A 20,054-nucleotide genomic window follows, 5' to 3' on the forward strand; every position below is an offset into this window, starting at 1 on the left:
GCGCTACTTGCCGACGCCTCTCGAAGGCAGTGCGGAACCATCCCGCATTTCATCCGTAGCGCGGCGCACCACCATGTCGCCGGCCTGCAGACGCCCCATTATCTCCACCAGCTCGCCCTCGGCCGAACCCTTCTTCACATCCACCCATTCGGCGCGGCCGCCATTGCTGCGGACCACGAAGGTCCGTTCCGTCGTGGTCACCACGCTGGTCTTTGGCACGAAGAGAGCAGGCTTGGCACGGCGGACAGGCCACTTCACTGACGGGTACATGCCGGGCGCCAGCGACGCGTCGCCATTGGCGACATCCAGTTCCACGGGCATGGTGCGGGTGGCGGGGTCCAACATGTGCGCCCAGCGGGCCACGGTGCCCGCGTATGTGCGTTCGGGATATGCCGGAACTTTGAACTCCACCCGGGCTCCGGTCGAGATCGACCCGGTGTACTGCTCAGGGACGGCCACCACCAGCCGCAGCCGGGCCAGTTGCTGGATGTTCAGCAGCACCGGATCGCTGCCCGGGCCCACCAACGCGCCGGGATGGACCAGGCGCTCGGTCACCACCCCATCGAAGGGCGCGGCGATGCGCAAGTACGCCTCCAGATCCTTCTGTGCATTCACAGCGGATGACGCGGCCTGGCTAGCCTGCTGCTTGGCCCGCACCAGCGCTTTGAGTGCGTCCACCTGCTTGCTGGCCAGGATCACCTCGTTGCCGGCAACGGCTCCGGGGGTCTCGGCCGCCTTGGCCATGCGCTGCGCCGTACTCTCGGCCGCCGCGAGCTGCGCTTCCGCCTGCAGCCGCTCCGATTCAGCCGCCTGCACTTTGGACTCGGCCTCGGCGATCTGTGCTTTCATCTCCGGCGCTGAGAGCTCCACCAGCGGCTGTCCCTGCTTCACGAAGCTTCCTCGATCCACCAGCACCCGCTCCACATAACCGCGGACCTTGGCATGGACGGCCACACTGAGGAACGGCTGGAACTCGCCCGGCAGGTCGACCACCTGGGCAATGGGTTTGGCGACGACGGGCACAAGGTCGATGGTCTGGGCGTAGCCACCCACCGCCATGGCGAGGAAGGAGGCCAACATCAGGGGATTAATGCGCTTCATAGAATCGGCTCTCCGGGTCCATCGGATTTAGCGATGGAGATTTCGTGGACGCGTTGCGCTGCAGGATCGCGTAGAGGGAAGGCAGGACCGTCAGGGTAGTGAAAGTGGAGGCGAGGAGCCCGCCGATGACGGCTCGTCCCAGCGGTGCGGACTGCGCGCCCCCTTCGCCGATGCCGATTGCCATGGGCACCATCCCGAAGATCATGGCAGCGGCCGTCATGAGTACCGCACGCAGCCGGCTGGCGGAGCCTTCCTGCGCGGCCTCCATATGATCGCGTCCTGCCTGCCGGGCATGCTCGGCGAAGGTGACCAGCAGGATCGAGTTGGCCACGGCGATGCCGATGGCCATGATCGCGCCCATGAACGACTGCACATTCAGCGTCGTGCCGGTCGCCAACAGCATGATGGCCACACCGCAGAGCACCGCCGGGATGGTGAGGACAATCGCGAGTGCGAGCCTCGCCGACTGGAAGTTCGCCGCGAGCAGCAGGAAGATCACCAGCACCGCGAGCATCAGGCCAAGCCGCAAGCCGGACAGGGTCTGCTCCAGAGCGGGCGCCTCGCCGCGTAGCTTCACCGACACTCCCTTGGGCGGAGCACCCGTCGCCGCAATCGCCCTATTGAGCTGCACCACGGCCTCACCCAGCGTGGGCCCATGGAGATTGGCTGTCAGGCTGACCACGTGCTGGCCGTTGTAGCGCTCGATCAGGCCCGGCATGGTGCCCAACTTGAAGGCCGCCACATCGGTGAGCCGGGGCTGCGGCCGGCCGTTCTGCATTACAGGCAACTGGCCCAGGTTCTCCACGCTCTGCATGTGGTTCTGGGGCAACTGCAACTGGATCTGGAAAGCGTTGCCTGAGGCCGGGTCGCGCCAGTAGTTGGGCTGCGTGAATCGTGAAGAAGAGGTAGCCGGCACGACAGACCGCACGACATCGGACATGGTGAGACCGTACTGGCCGGCACGCTCGCGGTCGATGGTGATGTCGACTGTCGGGAAGTCGGCCGCCTGGGCGATCTGCAGGTCCCGCAGGAACGTCAACTTGGCCAGTTCCCCCTGCAGCTTGTGCGCGAAGTCATAGTCCGCCTGCAGGCTGATGCCCTGCACCGCCACCTCCACCGGTGTCGGCGAGCCGAAGCTCATCACCTGCGTCACGATGTCGGCCGCCTCGAATGAGATCCGGATCCCCGGCAACTCCTTACGAAGCCGCTCGCGCAGCCGCTCGCGCAGAGCCTCGCCTCGCGGCACGCCCGGCTGTAGCGCCACCTGGATAATGGCCTCCTGCGGACCGCTGGTGAAAAGGTGGATCAGGTTCACCGGATAGCTGGACGGCACAACGCCGACAAAGTCACTGGTGATCCGCACATTGTTCGAACCGATCTCGCCCTGGATCGAGTCGAGAGCCCGCAGGACAATCCGCTCAGTCTCCTCGATGCGCGTGCCGGTCGGCGCCCGCAGACGGATGCGCAGCAGCGGCGCGTCGGCGTCGGGAAAGATCTCCGTGCCCAGGCGCGGGACCAGAACCGCGACGAGTCCGATGGAGACAACAAGATATACCAACGCCAGCGGCCAGCGGACTTTCAGCGTGGCGCGCAGATAGCCTTCGTAGAACGACCGCAGGCGTCCAAACAGCCCCTCGCGCTCTTCCCCTCGATGCCCTTCCTTCATCAGCCAGGTGGAGAGCACCGGGACGAGGCTGCTGGACAGCAGGTAGGACGCAATCATCGAGAAGCCGACGGCCAGCGAGAGCGGGACGAACAACTGCCGGCCCACACCCACCATGAAGAACGAAGGCACGAAAACGGCGAGAATGCAGAACATCGACAGCAGCCGAGCCATGGCCGTCCGGCTGCACGCCTCCAGTACGGCGCGCGCCCGGGAGACGCCCGGCAGCATCTGCGAGTGGATATTCTCGATCTCGACGGTTGCCTCGTCCACCAGCACGCCCACGGCCAGCGCGAGTCCGCCCAGAGTCATGATGTTGATGGTTTGGCCGGTGGCCCACAGGGCGACCACGGCCGCCAGCAGGGCGAATGGGATGTTCAGCACGACGATCAGCGCGCTGCGCCAGTCGCGCAGGAATAGCAGCACCATCAGCCCGGTGAGCGCCGCGCCCAGCAGTCCTTCTGTCACCAGCCCCTGGATGGAGTTCGTGACATAAGGCGACTGGTCGAACTCCAGCCGCACGTCGACACCATCGGGCAACACTTTGCGGAACTCAGGCAGGTTCGCCTTCACGGCCTGGATGACGGTCAGGGTGGAGGCGTCCGCACGCTTCGTCACGGGGATGTAGACCGTGCGCTTGCCGTTCACATGCGCATAGGCGGTGACGATGTCGGTGCCGCTCTCGATCGTTCCGATGTCGCGCAGGTAGATGCCCGTGCCGCTGGCCGGACGGATGGGCGTGCTGAGCAACTCGGCCAGATTCCCGCCCAGCGCGGCATTGGTCCGTGCGATGCGCTCCACCGTGCCGGTAAACATATTGCCGGAGGGCATGACCAGCGACGACTTGCTGACGGCCGCGATCGCCTCGTCCGGCGAGATCTGGTACTGCTGTAGCTTGGCCGGATTCAGCGTGATGACGATGGTGCGCTGATTGCCGCCGAAGGGGGGCGGAGCGGAGACGCCCGGCAGCGTCGCAAACAGCGGCCGGACACGGTTCAGGGCGAAGTCCTGCAGCTCCCCCTGTGTGTGCGTGGCGCTGCTGAAGACCAATTGACCGACGGCCACGCTGCCGGCGTCAAAACGGGTGATGAACGGCGGCACGGCGCCGGGCGGCATGAACGCACGCGCCCGGTTCACATAGCCGACCGTTTCCGCCATCGCCTGGCTCATGTTCGTGCCTTCGTGGAAGACCAACTTCATCAGCGCGGCGCCCTGCACGCTCTTGCTCTCCACGTGATCGATGCCCGTGATGTAGAGGAAGTGATACTCGTAGTAGTAAGTGAGATAGCCTTCCATCTGCGCCGGATCCATGCCGCCATATGGCTGTGCGACATAAATCGCGGGATCGCCCACCTGAGGAAAGATATCGACCGGCATCCGCTTCACCGCCAGCATGGCGCACAGCGCCACCGTGAGCAGCGCAATGACAACCGTGAGCGGCCGTGAGAGGGCGGCCAGGACTATGCGCATGGAGTTGAACCCTTGTGGAATCTCACTTGGATGCCTCGGCCAGGAAGGGTTGCAGGTCGCCGCCCACCGCCGCGATGGCCAGCAGACCGCGCCATACGCCCAGGCGCGCCAGCGAGTCATCAATCTCGGTCTGCGTCAGCAACCGCTGTGCCTCGGCGACTTCCGTGATGTTGCCCAGGCCCGACTGATATCGAGCTGTCGCCTGCTGCACGGCGGCCCTGGCGGAAGTGAGCTGCACCGGCGTATTCGCAGCGATGCGGCGCGCTCCGTTGATGGCCGCCACCGCACGATTCCACTGCGCTCGCAGTTCCAGGGCCAGTTGTTCCGACTTCGCCGCCTGCGAGCGGATCACCGCACTCTGCGCTGCTTCCCGGGCGCGGATGGCCGGCAGATCCAGGACAGGAAACGTCACGCTGAATCCCAACGCGTAGTTCTGCACATTGGGAGCCAGGCCATTCGCGCCACCCAAGCGGGAGCCGTCGACCTCGGCGCCAGTACCTCTCGCATAGGCGGACCCCTGCACGTAAAACCTGGGGAAGTACGACCGCTCTAGCGCCCGCAGTTGCGCTTGCGCCTGCTCCACCGCCGCGCGCTGCTCGGCCACGGCCGGGTTCGCTACGATCGACAGGGCGGGTGCCTCCGCTTCCGGTGGCAGACGCAGCAGATTGCCGGCCGGCAGCGGCGTGGTGGCCGGTTCGCCGCCGGTGAATTGCGCCAGATTCGCGCGGGCCACCTCCAACGCCTGCTGGGCCTGGATGAACTGGGTCCTGGCAGCCGCCTCTTCCGCCTCTGCCCTGGATTGATCCGCGCCCGGCCGCAATTCCGCCCGAACTTGCGCGGAGATGATCCGCAGCACCGTTCCGGCCCGTTTCACACCAGCCTGCGCGGCACGCGTCGTTTCCTGGGCGGCGACAACAGTGAGATAAGCGTCAGCGGCCGTAACCAGCAGATCAAACTGCGCACGCTTCAAAGCGGCTTCCGATTGTGCGCGAGTAGCTGTGGCCGCCGCGACGCTGGCGCCGCGCAAGCCGAAGTCGAACGGCTCCCACGACACAGTCGCGCCGATTGCGCTGCCCCAGACAGTGCCGAAGTTGTTCGACCCGATGACAGGTCCGGAGATCGATGGCAGGGTGCTCTGCGGCAGCAAGGCGCCGAACACGTTGTTGCGGGTTGCGCGATTCACTTGCGCCATCGCATCGACCCGCGGCAGGTAGGCCGTGCGCGCCAGGGCAATGCCCGCAGTGGCGGCATTGATCTGCTCTTGTGAGACGCGGATGGAGGGGTAGTTTTTGAGCACCACCTCCATCGCCTGCTGCATTGTGAGCGCCTGCGGCACGGCCATCTGCTGGGGCAGGGCGCTACCGGCGGCCAGCAGGCACCCGGCCGCAAGCTTAAGAACAAAGTAGGGCGAATCCGTCATGGTGTCCAATGCGCTACTCGCCTTCTACGAGTTCCCGGAAGAGTTCACGCACCTTGTGCTTGGCGCCTTCCAGGGCACGTTTGCCCGCGGGCGTGGCCTGGTAGAGCTTGCGCAGCGACTTGCCATTGCGCACCTCCTTCGACCGCAGGTAGCCCTTCTTCTCCAGCCCATGCAGGATGGGATACAGGCTGCCTGGGCTAATCCGATAGCCATGCCTTGCCAGCTCCTCCATCATGCCGAGCCCGAAGATGGGCTCTTCCGAAGCGTGATGGAGCACATGCAGGCGGATCAGGCCGGAATACAGGTCACGATCGATCGCCGGATGCTTGCCCTCGGGTTTCGTTGTCGACATTCGATTACGAGTGTCGTCAGTATAGGAGTCTTCCAGGGAGGCTGTCAAACCGTCGATCGATGGAGGTGAAATGGCAGGCGGCGGCCAGGCTCCAGTCGCCCGGCCGCCGTGATGAGGAGGGGATACGAAAGTTAACGCTTGACCGCGGGTTGCTTATACGTCAAAGCCATCACCGCGAACGATGTGGCGGCATCCCGCATGAAGAGCCCGGGCATCGCCCCGGCCGGATACTGCTTATTCATGGAAGTGGAATCCCAATACCCCGCTTGCGGGTCCTGGTGCGCGCGCAACCAGCCCAGCGCCGCCGAGACATGGCGATCGGATGACGGCACACCACCGGCCTGCAGCAAATAGGCCGCAACAGCCGTCGCATAACTGTTAGCGCCCGGGGCGGCCTTCGCGTCCGGATGGTCCTTCCACGGCCCCAGACCTTCCGTCGACCAACTGCCATCCTCGTTCTGATGCTTGAACGTCTCCTCGACAATCGCCGTCATTGCCGGCTTGGACAGCAACCCTGGCAGCTGCCGCGCAGCCCAAAGCAACATCAGGCGGTTGTGCAGGGGCTGACCAGCGGATGCCTTGGCCAGGTACACTTTCAGCGCCTCGGTACCTGCTTTCACATCGTCCTGCGCGCGGTAGGATGCCGGGGTGCTGCCCACGGCCAGCGCAGCCAGCGTAGCCCCAAAGAACGGCGAGTCCGAGGTCTCGTACGGATCGGAGTTGAACACATACCACTGCCATCCGCCCTGCAGAGGCCCGGTCTTCTGCTGCACCCGCCACAGCCGGTCAAACGCCTGCTTCGTAGCCGGACTCATGCTGCCGGAGTCCTCATCTGCCCGCGCCAGGCACAGAGCCGCGAAGATCGCCTCCACGCCGATAGCTTGCGATGCCATCGGCTCCTTCGTAATGCCGGGCGCATACTCCTTCGCTTCGTTCTTGTCCACCCGCGCCCGCAGTGCATTCAACAGGCCGGTCTCGTGCTCCGCCGGCTGGCCTTCGCCCAAGGCCTGGCGCAGCGCGGGCCGCGCCATCAGATACGTCAGTCCGGTGTGGCACGACAGGCAGGGCCCGCCCATCGACTTCGCAGGGCCCCAGGCAAACCACTCCTTCTGCCGGGTGTCGAGGTAGTCGGCGGCCAGCCGCGGATTCCAATCGGCGGCCAGCGAACAGGCCTGAGTCAATGTCGCAATTACCGCGAAGGGGAGAAGCGCTCTCATCATTGGTCCTTCCAGGAAGAGTCGTCTACGGCCGCAGTTCACTGAACACGAAGCCGCGATCACTGCGGTTCCTGTGGCAGCCGGCGCAGCCTTGCCGGCCGTTCTCGTCTAGCGTGCCTTTCGTCAGGTCGGAGCCCATAAAGCGCTCAAACCCCCAACCACCCGACCCTGGGAACTGGCTGGCGTTCTTGAGCATCACATCCACCCGGATGCGCGCACCTTCCACGGTGACACCCGCCTGCTCACGCCCCTCCACCAGGTCGAACACCAGTATCGAACCGTCGGAATAGTGTCCCGTCTTCAGCCCCTCCAGCGCTTTGTCGTTGGCATAGACATGATGAATGCCGCCCGACCCCGCGAAAAAGGGGCTCTGCGCGCCAATCAGTTGCGTCTTGACGTGCGTCCAGCTCCGGAACTGCGAGGGGTAGGAGATGACGCCTGGAGGCGACGCCCACAGGTAGAAACAGCTGGCAGCCAAGGCCGCCAATTCCGCCACTCGTCCCCGTGCGGTACGCCAGCCCGCAATCGAACATCTCCTGTTCCAGGTCCACATGTGAGATCAGTGTGCCAGCCCGGCGGCCGCCCAGTCGCTCAAAAATGGATGGCGCGATGCAGAAATGGACGGAAATGCGACGGCCGCGCTACCGGCGCGCCTGCCGCAGGACAAGCCCGGGCGAAAAGCCCAGCGAGCGTTTCATGTGAAACGAAAGATGGCTGGCGTGGGTGAAACCGCACTCCTGCGCCGCCTGGCTGATAGAGCTCGTCCCCTTCAGCAGCAGCGTCCGCGCGCGATCCACGCGCCGCTCAATCACGTACTGATGCAGCGGCCGGCCCATCGACTGCCGGAACGCCGCCTTGCAGTGCGACACGCTCAGCCCCACGAAGGTGGCGATCTCTTCCAGTGACAGGTCGCCGCCCAGGTTCTCTTCGATGTAGCAGAGCACCTGTTTCAGGCGATAGCCAGACAGCCCGCCCTTCGTTTCACGCGGCGGACCAGACAGGCTCGAATGATGCTGCAGCACGTGACCGCTCAGCGCCACCGCCAGGCTCTCCACGTAGAGCCGGCCGTTCGGATATCCGGCCTCGAGCTCCTCCCGCAGCGCCCACCCCAAGTGCTCGATCCGGCCATCGCGAATCTGAAACCGGTTGGCGATCTCAATGACGCCGCCGCGCAATCCGGATTCTTCCGCCACAGACTGCAACAGGCCCGTGGAGAGACCCATGATCAGCGCCGTGTCCGCTTCCTTCAGGTCCCACCGGCTGGGCTCGCCCACTGGAATGATGTCCACGTCTCCGTGTACGCTGCGGCCCCTGTGCCGCCGGCCCACGCGGTCGCAGCCGATCATGACCGGAGCTCCGATATGGACAACCAGCGCGGCGCGCGGCCCACCCGGCGCCAGCAGCACGCCGGCCGGATCCGTCTGCACCCGTGCGTGAAATCGCTGGCCTGTCAGCGAATCGGCTGTTACCTTGGGCTGCTCCACCCTGCCAGTATCCACGAGATGGAGCTTCTTGTTTGTCACAATTCGTGCTCACGAGACTCACAGATAGCGCAGCCACCACGACTTTCGCGTACTCTTCAAACCATCGAACCAAAGGCAGGCCGGATACAAAGCCACCACCAGCCCGATCCAGACCACATACACAACCCACAGTGGATACCCATAACCAACCGGGTACAACTCCGCCGGACCGCCCATCGAAGGCAGTGGATGGAACAGGAACGAACCCGAACCATAGCGGAGGATCGCCAACACCACCGCGAGGGCGTGGATCAGGTAGAGATGCAACAGAAAGTAGAAAAGCGGTACGCGCCCGAAAACCAGCAGCGGATTCGACGGCCGGAACTTCATCCGGTCCAACACACTCAACACCAGCAGCGCGGGCCCCAGCGTCATCAGCAGAAAGTCGAGCGAAGGCGGGTATTTCAACACATTCAGGAAGGAGACCACGGTCATCGCACCCGATCCCTGGCTCGACCAGGGAGCCGGGTTTCCATAGATGTTCACCGTACGCAGGACAAGGAACCCAGCCGTGGCGGCGGTTCCGATCCGCACCATCCACTGCCTCCGCACCGCCGGCTCCATCACCATCACGGAGCCGAAGCAGAAGCCGGCCGACATCACCGCAAACCAGGGGATCAGCGGGTAAGCGAGCAGGAAGATGGGCGTTTGTGGCGGGATGACGCCGGGCTGATGCAGGACATTCCAGACCCATCCCAGCGACCGCTGCAGCACGCCCTGCACCGGGTCCAGCGCATTGTGCAGGAAGATCACCGCGATGCTGAGACTCGCCAGCAGCCGCAGCGGTAACCAACACAACCCGCCCAGGATCATCATCGACCAACCCAGCGCCCACAGCACTTCCAGAATCACCAACCCCTCAGTCAGGCTGAACGCGAACGCCAACCGGACCGCAATGAGTTCCAGCACGATCAGCCACAGCCCGCGTTTCCACAAATACCGGGACAAAGCCGCTTTGTCTCCATGCCGATGAAGGACCAGGAAAGCGCTCATGCCGGCCGAGAACATAAACACCGGTGCGCAGAAATGCGTAATCCAGCGCGTGAAGAAGAGAAATGGGGTCGTGCGCGCCAGGTTCTCTGGACTGAAAAGGAACGCATCCGCATGGATGAAATCGCGGAGATGGTCCAACGCCATGATGATCATGGCGCAACCGCGCAGCGCGTCAATCAAGTCGAGTCGCTTCCTAAAGATGGTCGGGGCAGGCATAGGGTTGATTGGCTCGAAAGTCCCTCGGAAACAGGCCGTGACAGCCAGGCCTACACCCCGGCCCACCACCTAAACTCGATGAGGATATTCTAGCGGCACTCCGATCACCGGGCCACCGGCCATTGCAGAAAAGGACGGTATTGTTCTTAGGCGCCGGCGGATGCCGTGCGCGCCCTCAATGATAGACTCGATGGTTTCCCATGCGGTTCCTTGTTGGGTTGATCGGCAGTAACATCGCCGCCTCCGGGTCTCCGGCGATTCATGAAGAGGAGGCTCGAGCCCTCGGCCACCACCTGCTCTATCAGTTGGTGGATCTCCATCCGAGGGGGTTCTCCGCGGACGCCCTCCCCCGGTTGCTGGATGCGGTGGAACTCGCGGGCTTCGCCGGCATCAACATCACGCACCCCTGCAAACAGGCCGTCATCCCGCATCTGCACGAACTCTCAGACCACGCCTCTGCCATCGGCGCCGTGAACACGGTCGTCTTCCGCGACGGCCGGCGCATCGGCCATAACACCGATTGGCTGGGCTTCCATGAGGCCTTCCGCCGCGGCCTGCCGGACGCAAACCGGGATGCGGTCCTGCTGCTGGGGGCCGGCGGAGGCGGCAGCGCCATCTGTTACGCAGCAATGCAATTGGGCGTCCAGCGGCTCTTCGTCTTTGACCAGGACCAGGGCCGCGCGGCAGCCCTCGCCCGCCAGTTCGACCCTGCCCGCATCTCAGCCGTGACCGATCCCCTGCCCGCACTCCGCTCGGTCAGCGGCCTGATCCATGCCACACCTGTCGGCATGACCGGACAACCCGGCATCGCTGTTGCGCCCGCGCACCTGCGGCCGGACCTCTGGGTCGCCGAGATCGTCTACTTCCCGCTGGAAACTGAACTGCTCCGCGAGGCCCGCCGGCGCGGTTGCCGCACCCTGGACGGTGGCGGCATGGCTGTCTTCCAGGCCGCTGAGGCCTTCCGCCTCTTCACCGGCGTCCAACCCGATAGCGAGCGCATGCTCGCCCGTTTCCGCGAAACCTACCGCGGCTAACGCCCCGCGTTACGCGTCCGCACGCTGTACACGCTCGACCGCGCCGCAATAAACAGCGTCTTGCCATCCTTGCCGCCGAATGACAATTGCACCGGCCGCTCCGGCACCTCGATCGTATCGATCAACGCGCCCGCCGGTGAATACACATAGATCTGCCCCGCTGCCAGGTACACGTTGCCGCGCACATCCACCGCCACACCCTCGGCCGCCTGATCCACGAAGAGCTTGAGGTTCGACAGTGTGCCCTCCGCATCCACCGTGGCGGAATACGTCTGGTGCTGCTCCTCGTTGCTCACATAGAACGGTTTGCCCGGAACGGCCGGAGCCAGTCCAAAAGCGCGGATCAAATCCACCAGCTTCGAGCCGTAATACAGCCGACCTGTGACGAAGTCTTCGCCCGCCGGCAGGAACGTCGAGCCGTCCGGGGTCACATACTGCGACGGCTTCCGCACTGGCACGCTTTCCAGGAAGTCGTTCTCCAGCCGCCAATGGGCCACCGGCAGAATCGCTGTCATTCCGGCCCTCGGCGCGGCCGCCTGGGGCTCCAGCATCCGCACCGCTGCGCCCGGCCTGTCCGCCTGCAGGCAGTACACCACACCCTTGCCGCCATAAGACACCACACACAAATCATTTGCCTTGTCGAAGAACAGGTTCACTGGCTCCAGCGGAGCATCACTCACCGTCGACAGCCGCCCCGTGACCGCATCCCATCGGTGGATCCGCTGCCACTTCGCGTCCACGAAGTAGTAATCGCCGGCTGAAGAAACCGCGCCGCCCGAGACGTTGAAGAACCCACCGGCCAACCGTTTCACCTGGGCGCCCGGTTCCACCGCAACACCTGAACTCTTCACCCTCGCGGCTGGCGCCTTGCCCGAGATGTTCATCCAGGCAATTTCCCGCTGCCTCATCTGCACGTCGTGCGTCTCATCGTAGACAGCACTCTCGAACGATGCCTTGGCATCCGTGTAGCAATGCACGTTACGCAGCTTGATGTCCTTCGAACCTGCGATGCGGATCGCATATGGGAATGGCTGGAATGAGCTCACCACACGGTAGAGATGGAAGTTCGCCACGGTGATATTCGACGAATCTTCGATCTCCATCGGGATCGCATAGCCGCTCTCTCCACGCTCCTCCTCGGTCTGCGCGGCATACACCGCCCAGTTCGACACACGGTGGAACTGTAACTCATAACGTACGTGATGCTCGCTCGACATGTGGTACACACGCCCCGGGGTCGTCGTATCCGAAACCAGCAGCCCGGCCCTGGCAAAGGTGCTCGGCGTCCAGATGTCGACGAAGGCGCCTCCACCCCCGTTCGTTACCCACAGGCTCGGATACTGGCTATCCCACCTGCGGTTCAGGTTCGGATCCGCCGTGTGCGTATTGTTGTAGATGTCCTCGCGCGATCCATCGATCTTCGACGTCCCATGGCCGCCCAGGAACCGCACGTCGTTCATCATCGAGTCCTGGCCCGCCATCCAAAGCGCGGCCACGGCGCGCGGGTTCACACCGTTCGTGTATATGCCCAGCCCGGCCACCAGGTTCGTCCCACCCTTCGGGGCCTCCAGCACCGCCACCGGCCCGCCCAGCCCCTGGAATGCCTCGGTGCCATCGGCCAGCACCAGCGCGGTCCTGCTCGGATGCAGGCCCACCAGCACCGTATCCGGGCGCATCGTGATCGTTCCCGTCACGCGGTACATGCCCATTGGAAAGTACAGTGCGCGATGGGCCGCGATGGCACTCCGCAGTGCCGCTGTATCGTCGGTTGTCCCGTCGCCCTTCACACCCAGCGTCTGCACATTCACCCAGGTGTCCTGGCCCGGCAGGGCCGGCAGGTCGGCCCGATCGGCGGGCATCGCCGGCATGGCCTCCGCCTGCAACTCAGTGCGGAACGCGCCCGTGGCGCCAATGTCGGCGTAGTGCAGCCCGTGCGAAAACGCCTTCACGTGATACACCGCAGCCGGTCCGGCCACCTGCTTTCCGCTTTCGCGGAACAACGCCAGCACCGGCACCTTGCTACAATCCAGGCCCTCGAGGTTGATCTCCGTTCGCGGACTCTTCTCCCGGCTGATGACGATCGCCGCGCCGCTCACATTCTCAAAGCGGCCGTTCTTGATCCACAGCTCTTCGATGTACCCGTCGTCGATGTCGATGGCGGTCGGCACGTTCCGGATCACCGGATGAATCAGGGTCAGCCCCGCTTCGTGCGTCCGGATCGCCGCCTGCCGTTGTCCTTCGAACACCGTATCCACCAGCGTGAACTGCCAGCCTGGCGACGGCTTCCGTGTGTAAACCCCAAACTGTCCGCCCACGAAATGCAGATCTTCGCCATAGTTTCCACCATCGTGAATCCCGGCCAGTGCACTACCCAACCGGAACTCGACATGCGCCAGATAACAGTGCTGCGCATAGCGCGACCGGACCGCCACCGCACCGGCATTCCCTGCCCCGATCTCAAAATCGATGTTGCTCAACGCCGAGTAGAACGTCCCTGGGTTCGCGTCCAGCGGCTGACTGAGATTCGCCTGATGCAGCCCGCTGCGGCGCGGCCCCTGCGCCTGTTGTGGACCAGCGCCGCCAGGACGCGGACCTCGCCCGGCGCCCGGCCGGTTCCCCGTGAAGAACACCATGTAGTTCTCCTGGGCGGGATCCTGATACCCTGCGCTCGCGTCCGTCAGCACCAGCACCGGCCGCTGCGCCCCATAACCGATCAGGCGGATGCCCGGCCACACCTGCAACGTTTTCGTGATCCGGTATCGCCCCTGCGGGACAAACACCACGCCCTGCCCGGAGCTCTCCTGTACCCTATCGATGGCGCTCTGAATCGCCGCAGTATCGTCGGCCACCCCGTCGGCCTTCACCGCGAAGTTTGCACTGGTCAGGTAGACCGCCTTGGGGTCTTCCGGCTTCACAGTGTAATAGGATGCCGCGGCCAGTGGCCAGGCGGCGGACAGGCAGATCAGGACAGACCAGATGCGCTTCATGGCGGCGTCAGACTCCTTCTACAGGCGCCGCTTCACCGCGCGCCATGGTGGCCACGAGCCGGACTCCTCCTCGCGGAACTAGGCCTCAATGAGGAATTACCGACCCGTTACACCCAATTAGTATCGAATACCGCCCGCAAACACAAGTTCCCTTCATCTGGCGTGATCACTCCCACAATCACCCCTGCGGATGACCATGGCTCCCGCGGTCAGTGTCACTTTCCCGGGAGATCCATAGGCGAAAACCTGCTCCGTAATTCTCGATATTCGCAGTGGTGATTGCTATACTAATCCCATAAGCGATTCCATTGCTTATGCCTCGGATCTGTACAGCTTTTCCTTGAGGGAGGAGCGGCTGGGTTTGACGGATCTTTCGTCCGCAGAGGTACAAGATGAATCGAACCGCTCCGGCTTCTGACTTTGCTCTCTATTCACCTGATTTCGCCCGACATTCGTGTGCCTGGTATGCCCTAACCGTAAGGCCACAGCATGAGAGAGCGGTCGAACTGGCCTTGGCGGCCAGGGGACTCACTACATACCTCCCGCTCCTCGAAACAGTTAGGAAATGGTCTGACCGTTTCAAGAAATTAGTAGTGCCCTTATTTCCTGGATATATCTTCTGCCGTTTCGATACGGCGGCCCGCATGCACGTATTGAAAACCCCAGGAGTGATCTCTATAGTCTCTATTGGACAGATCCCCACCCCGATACCGGAGGCCCAGGTGGAAGCAGTCCGGAAGATGCTCGCTTCGGGTTCAGCTGTCGAGACCTGCGCCTACCTCAGGCAGGGCGAGCGCGTACGCATTGAAGACGGACCGATGGCGGGCGTCGAGGGCATCCTCCTGGAAGTCCGCGACGCCTGCCGCCTGGTCGTGGCGATCGATCTGTTTCAGCGCTCGGTGGCCGTTCAACTCCACCGCGAGAGCGTCGTACCCGTGCGCGGCTGACTCACGCCGCGCGTGGCAGCTGCCGCCTGCTGCACATGGGCTGGGCGCGATGCATCCCCTCCCGTCGGCAGCATCCGCCGGCCCCGCATGTCAACCGTCGCCTGGAACTGCTTCAGCTTGTCGCCCATCCCGCTGTTGATCTCATCCGCCAGTTCATCGGCTCCGCTGCACGGTATGCGGCTCTCGTTCGCTCGGTAGAATTCCACAAAGTCCGAGGCCCCAACTGGTATCCACAGCCGCCACATACCCGGCGACAATGAGTCCGGACCATCGCTGAAGCGGATCCCGCCCAGGCTCGCTCGCACCGCCACGAAGCCAAAGCCGTGGTATACGCTCAACACCGCTTGCCAGCACCCTTCCAGGGACGTAGCCATCGCCAGTTGCCGCCGGAAACTCTGCAGGATCAACTGTCTGTTCAGCAACCGCCGGAAGATCCCCTGCCTCAGCATCCGTCCGGCCTCCCCAAACTCGACATAGTCCAGCTTCCGGACGCCTATCCACGCCGCGACACAGAACAGCAGCAGCACCAGACCGCTGTAGTTCTCCCAGGTGCTGCCTGCCAGCGAGAGCGCCGCTCCGAAGGTGCACACCGCGTAAAGGATCAGCGTCACTGCCTTCGGCCCCAGACCCCGCGCTAGCAGCCGGTGATGGACATGGCCGCGGTCCGCGCCAAAGATCGGCTGTTGCCGCAGGAATCTCCGCACAATCGCCAGCGTCGTGTCCAACAGCGGTACAGCCAGCGCCATCAGCGGCGCGGTCATCCCCAGGAAAGTCGCCGACATCTGCCCCCAGAGAATCGCCAGAATGCCCAGCAGGAACCCTAGCGTCAGGCTGCCGCAGTCCCCCAGGAATATTGAGGCAGGCGTGAAGTTGTAGCGTAGAAAACCCAGCAGCGCACCGGCCAGGGGGATCGTCGCGAACATCAGCGGCTCGTTCCCGCGCAGCATCGCCGCCGCCAGGGTCGTACAGGTCGCAAAGAACCCGATGCCCGACGCCAGCCCGTCTACTCCGTCAATCAGGTTCACCGCGTTCGTGCAAGCCAGCAGCCATACCACCGTCAGCACGACGCTCAGCCAGCTCGGCAACGGATTCCCGCGCACCCCGTTGATCGCCACATGGGCGAAGCCAATCACCCACACCGACGCCACCAACTGGCCCAGCAGTTTCTGCCATGGCCGCAGGCCCTTGATGTCGTCCAGCAATCCCACCAGGAACACCAACCCTACACCCGGGGCGATTCGCAGGATACCCGGCAACCACTCCGGCAGCATCGCCCGGTAATGTGGAGTCGCCATTAGAACCAGGCACGACGATGCCACATACGTGAGTGCAATCGCGATTCCACCCACGCGCGAAACCGGCCGTCGATGCAGCTTTCTTCGGCCATCCGGCTGGTCCACCAGGCCGACCCGTTTCGACCAGTTCGCCACCATCGGCGTAAGCGCCAAAGAGAACAGGACTGAAAGCAGTCCCAGGACAAATAATGCGTGCATTTGCAGTAGCTCCAGAATGGACCGGGCTCGTGCGGCGGCTTGCCGCACCGGCTGCCGGTCTCACAGTTAAGTCGAAAGGCGCTCTGCCAGTGGAGAGCAAACCAGCTCAGCGGCTCCGTTCGAACCGGTCACGCCAGGCCAGAAACGGCTGCTCCACAAATCGATAGGACACCATGGCGACACCCGCCGCGCAAACCAGATTCAAAGGGAATCGCGCCACGGCGAGAGTCGACGTCCGGTCCAGAAACAGTTCCTGCCAGATATACAGCGAGTAGCTCAGCACACCGATCCGCGTCAGGATCGCCGAATTCAACAGGCCGCCGCCGAAGCTCTCCGGATACCGCACATAGCGGTCGATCAGCACCGCCACGCTCAGGTGCGCCAGTTGCATGAAGCCGTAGGACAGTGCCTGTCTGTCGGCCAGGTAGATACCCGCCGCCGGAATCGCCAGTGACAGCAGTGGAATCGGCGACCGTAGCATCCGCAGATATGTCTCCGATCGCCCCAGCCGGTCACCAGCCCAGGCCAGCAGGCACCCCACTGCGATCGCATCCGCATCCGTTGGAGCCCACCAGGAGGCGTGGCCGGATACCACCTTCGTCCCTACCCTCAACAGCGGAGCCGCCAGCGCGAACACCAGGCACGCCGCGCCGGCCTTGCGCCAGCCCAGCAGCACCAGCGTCACCGGCCAGACAATGTAGAACTGCTCCTCCACCGACAACGACCACAGGTGACCCACCGCCCAACTCGGGCCGTCCACGAAGTTCATCGTGTACGTAGCAGCATGCGCGAAATCGCTCCACTTCATGGAAATGATTCCGAGCCCGGCCAGCATCGCCACAACACTCAGGTATACGATCGCCACCGGCAGAATCCGGAACGCCCGCCGCCTGTAAAACGTGCCCACGCGGATAGACCCCCGCTTGCGCCATTCGCTCTGCAGGATGCGTGTGATCAGGTAGCCCGAGATGACGAAGAATACATGCACGCCAAACTTCGCCAGCGCGCGCACCGGATCCGTCACCTCGGTGAACCAGAAGCCCCGGGTTCCCACCAAATGGCCGAACAGCACCAGTAGGATCGACATCGCGCGCATGCCATCCAGGCTGGGAATGCGCGCCGCGGCCGTCGCAAACAGCCGGGTCTTCAATGGAGTGAGAGGTGTTGTGGTCGCTTGCATGATAGGGGAACCTTGGCGCCGAACGCCGCTTCTTCGGATAAACCCATTCAGGCGCTCGCGCGCAATTCCGGACTCAGGCCCTGGACCGCCGCTCGCACGCTCGCATACATCCGCTCCCACGAGTACTCCGTCGCCACCAACCGCCGCCCCGCGAAGGCCAGCGACCGCCGCAACCCAATGTCGTGGAACAGCCGCACAATCTGGTCCGCCGCATGTTTCGGGGAATGGTAGACCAGCAAATCGCGCCCCGGCTTCGCCGCGATGCCCTCCAGCCCGATCGGCGATGTGACGCACGGCAACCCCAGCGCCAGGTACTCCAGCACCTTGTTCTGCATCCCCGCTCCGGCTCGCACCGGACACACCGCGCAGATCGCGCCATCCACCGCATCCGCGACACTCTCCACCCGCCCCGTCACTTCTACACCCTCCAGCCGGCGGAATGAAGCAGCCGCCCCTTCCGGAATGTTGCCCACAATCCGGAACACCGCATCCACACGCTGCCTCACCAGCGGCAATACCTCGTGAATGAAGTAGTGGCAGGCGTCCATATTCTGCGCGCTGACCAGATTCCCGATGAACGCGATCACGTTCCCTTCCTCCGGCAGGCGGAACCGCAACTGGTGCGTGTCCACTCCGTTCGGGATCACCTCCACGCGCGACGAATCCGCCTCCGTCAGATACTCCTTGTCCACGTCCGAAATCAGCCACGTCGAGTCAAACTGCGAAATCACCGTCTGCTCGTACTGCTTCAGCCGCTGCTGCTCCAGCCCGTAAATGTACCGCCGCGGTCCACGCGCGCCCGTCAGTTTGCTGAAACGCTCATAGTTCAGGGAAACCGCATCCGTCATCTCCAGGATCCGGCGCGCGCCCGTGGCGTTCTCTATGTACTGGCCCGTGCGAATCAGGTGCGCCCATACCTGCCCGTGCGTGGGCAGCAGCGCTTCCACCCGCTCGCGGTATTCGGCCGACTCGTAGTAAGCCAACTGGAACGGCCGCGATGTCGGCAGCGCCATCAATGTGTTCCAATACGACTTCCACTTCGGCAGGTACACCTTGTGGATCGCATCAAACAACGGCTCCGGCTGCTGGCCATCCATCTCCTCCTGGCTCTGGCAGATGGTGAGCAGCGTCAGCCGGGACTCTTGCGCCAATGCCTTGCAGACGTGATACACCCGCAGCCGGTCTCCTCCGATCACTGGAAACGGGAATCGTGAGGTCAAGACCAGGGTCCTATTACTCTTCATTCAGATCTCCCCAAAAAGCTTGAATCGGGCCGGCCACCAGGGCCGGGTGATACTTGCGGGCCTGCTCCAGGCCCAGCCGCGACATCTCCTGCCGCAGCGCTTCATCGGTCAGGGCGGAGTGCAGCGCACCCGCCATGTCCTCCACACTGCGCGGATTGAAGTACATTGCGGCGCTTCCACAAACTTCAGGCAGCGACGTGCACTGGCTCGTCACCACCGGCGTGCCCGAGGCCATCGCTTCCAGCACCGGAATCCCAAATCCCTCCGACAATGACGGGAACAGGAACACCGACGCCTCGCGGTATAACCGCATCAACTCTGCCTCTTCCACGCGCGGCAGGAACTCCACCAGCCCTCCGATTCCGAAGTGCCGCGCCAACTCCTGAAAGCGCGCGTGATGCCGCGGAGAGACGCCCGCGACCTTCAACTCATGACAGCCCGGACGCCCCGGTTGGTTGCAGCGCGCGAACGCCTGCAGCCCCGCCGCCAGGTTCTTGTGCGGAGCCTCGCCCGACACCGTCAACACATACGGCCGCCTCTGCGCCGTCGCCCCCGGCGACTCATACCAGTCCGCGCTCAACGTATTCGGGATCACACGAATCCGCCCGGGCCGAATCTCGAAACGCTCGCGGATGCTCTGCTCCGTGTGCTCCGAAACGGCGATGATGTGATCCGCTCTCTCAATTACGCGCGGCACCACCGCCCTGCGGTACAACCGCCCCGCGCGCTGATACCACGAAACAGCCTGCCCGCCATCAGCCGCCTCGTCCAGAAAAATGAGGTCGTGCACCACCAGCACCAGCCGCACACCGGCCGGCAGCCGCAGTGGTGCCGTGTTGAACGGGCAAATCAGCACATCCAGCCCCAGCTTGCGCGTCAGCGCCGGCAGCGAGAACTGCTCCCACAACGGATAAGCCTGGAATCCGCCCGCTTCCAACCGGAACTGCTCATCCCGCTCGCCAGGCGCGCAGAGTCCAATCAACTCCTGCTCCCGCCCGGCGATGAGACTTCTCAGAAAACGCCCCATCCCGCGCGCCTGGCCCATTGCCAGCCGCCCGTCAAAACCGATTCGCAAGCCGCGCGATCGGCGCCGCGCCGCTGAAACACTGTGTGGTGAAACCAACGTTGGTGAAGATTGAGACATGGAGTTTCTTAATCGAAACGAAGTTTGGGCATTAGGGTTGTTTGCACACGGGAAGGCGCCTCTTCACCAC

At 63.8% G+C, this 20,054-nt stretch carries 15 protein-coding genes; 2 read left to right on the forward strand and 13 right to left on the reverse strand.

What is annotated here, in order from left to right; genetic code table 11:
- Positions 1-3 precede the first annotated feature (3 nt).
- From ACR9Y2_RS03660 to ACR9Y2_RS03695, 8 genes are all read right to left on the reverse strand, one after another.
- Positions 4-1,101: an efflux RND transporter periplasmic adaptor subunit gene (locus ACR9Y2_RS03660; protein ID WP_435039698.1), complete on the reverse strand. Its 1,098-nt coding sequence runs from the start codon at positions 1,099-1,101 to the stop codon at positions 4-6.
- A complete protein-coding gene (locus tag ACR9Y2_RS03665) occupies positions 1,088-4,234 on the reverse strand; it encodes an efflux RND transporter permease subunit (protein WP_435039700.1) in 3,147 nt (1,048 codons plus the stop codon). Before ACR9Y2_RS03665 ends, ACR9Y2_RS03660 begins: the two co-directional genes overlap by 14 nt.
- 22 nt (positions 4,235-4,256) lie before the next feature.
- Positions 4,257-5,654: a TolC family protein gene (locus ACR9Y2_RS03670; protein ID WP_435039701.1), complete on the reverse strand. Its 1,398-nt coding sequence runs from the start codon at positions 5,652-5,654 to the stop codon at positions 4,257-4,259.
- A gap of 13 nt (positions 5,655-5,667) precedes the next feature.
- A complete protein-coding gene (locus ACR9Y2_RS03675; protein WP_435039702.1) occupies positions 5,668-6,006 on the reverse strand; it encodes a PadR family transcriptional regulator in 339 nt (112 codons plus the stop codon).
- A 131-nt stretch (positions 6,007-6,137) separates the two neighbouring features.
- A complete protein-coding gene (locus tag ACR9Y2_RS03680; RefSeq protein WP_435039703.1) occupies positions 6,138-7,226 on the reverse strand; it encodes a hypothetical protein in 1,089 nt (362 codons plus the stop codon).
- Positions 7,227-7,248: 22 nt separating this feature from the next.
- Positions 7,249-7,701 carry a cytochrome P460 family protein gene (locus ACR9Y2_RS03685; RefSeq protein ID WP_435039704.1) on the reverse strand — a complete coding sequence of 151 codons (453 nt, stop codon included), beginning with the start codon at positions 7,699-7,701 and terminating at the stop codon, positions 7,249-7,251.
- Positions 7,702-7,864: 163 nt separating this feature from the next.
- A complete protein-coding gene (locus ACR9Y2_RS03690; RefSeq protein ID WP_435039705.1) occupies positions 7,865-8,722 on the reverse strand; it encodes a helix-turn-helix transcriptional regulator in 858 nt (285 codons plus the stop codon).
- Positions 8,723-8,764: 42 nt separating this feature from the next.
- The gene (locus tag ACR9Y2_RS03695) at positions 8,765-9,919 is read right to left on the reverse strand and encodes a DUF1624 domain-containing protein (protein ID WP_435039706.1); all 1,155 of its coding nucleotides are present in this window, start codon (positions 9,917-9,919) and stop codon (positions 8,765-8,767) included.
- A 236-nt stretch (positions 9,920-10,155) separates the two neighbouring features.
- Here ACR9Y2_RS03695 and ACR9Y2_RS03700 point away from each other — a divergent pair, with 236 nt between their 5' ends.
- Complete coding sequence (locus ACR9Y2_RS03700; RefSeq protein ID WP_435039707.1) at positions 10,156-10,989, forward strand: shikimate dehydrogenase; 834 nt, start codon at positions 10,156-10,158, stop codon at positions 10,987-10,989.
- Here the strand turns inward: ACR9Y2_RS03700 and ACR9Y2_RS03705 are convergent.
- Positions 10,986-13,976: a glycosyl hydrolase family 28-related protein gene (locus ACR9Y2_RS03705; protein WP_435039708.1), complete on the reverse strand. Its 2,991-nt coding sequence runs from the start codon at positions 13,974-13,976 to the stop codon at positions 10,986-10,988. The genes ACR9Y2_RS03700 and ACR9Y2_RS03705 overlap by 4 nt on opposite strands.
- 392 nt (positions 13,977-14,368) lie before the next feature.
- On the opposite strand from ACR9Y2_RS03705, the gene nusG reads away from it, so the two are divergent.
- Positions 14,369-14,923, forward strand: a complete 555-nt coding sequence (nusG, locus tag ACR9Y2_RS03710) for a transcription termination/antitermination protein NusG (protein WP_435039709.1) — start codon at positions 14,369-14,371, stop codon at positions 14,921-14,923.
- On the opposite strand, the gene ACR9Y2_RS03715 is transcribed toward nusG, so the two are convergent.
- The 4 genes from ACR9Y2_RS03715 to ACR9Y2_RS03730 form a co-directional block, all read right to left on the reverse strand.
- Positions 14,884-16,416, reverse strand: a complete 1,533-nt coding sequence (locus tag ACR9Y2_RS03715) for an MraY family glycosyltransferase (RefSeq protein WP_435039710.1) — start codon at positions 16,414-16,416, stop codon at positions 14,884-14,886. The two genes, nusG and ACR9Y2_RS03715, sit on opposite strands and share 40 nt — an antisense overlap.
- A gap of 106 nt (positions 16,417-16,522) precedes the next feature.
- Entirely contained in the window at positions 16,523-17,596 is a 1,074-nt protein-coding gene (locus ACR9Y2_RS03720; protein WP_435039711.1) for an acyltransferase family protein, read from the reverse strand.
- A gap of 47 nt (positions 17,597-17,643) precedes the next feature.
- Positions 17,644-18,840, reverse strand: coding sequence for a glycosyltransferase family 4 protein (locus ACR9Y2_RS03725; protein WP_435039712.1), 1,197 nt, complete (start codon positions 18,838-18,840; stop codon positions 17,644-17,646).
- Entirely contained in the window at positions 18,830-19,915 is a 1,086-nt protein-coding gene (locus ACR9Y2_RS03730) for a glycosyltransferase family 4 protein (protein ID WP_435039713.1), read from the reverse strand. Before ACR9Y2_RS03730 ends, ACR9Y2_RS03725 begins: the two co-directional genes overlap by 11 nt.
- Positions 19,916-20,054 lie beyond the last annotated feature (139 nt).

This window comes from Paludibaculum fermentans, assembly GCF_051172195.1.
GTDB classification, from domain to species: Bacteria; Acidobacteriota; Terriglobia; order Bryobacterales; family Bryobacteraceae; genus Paludibaculum; species Paludibaculum fermentans_A.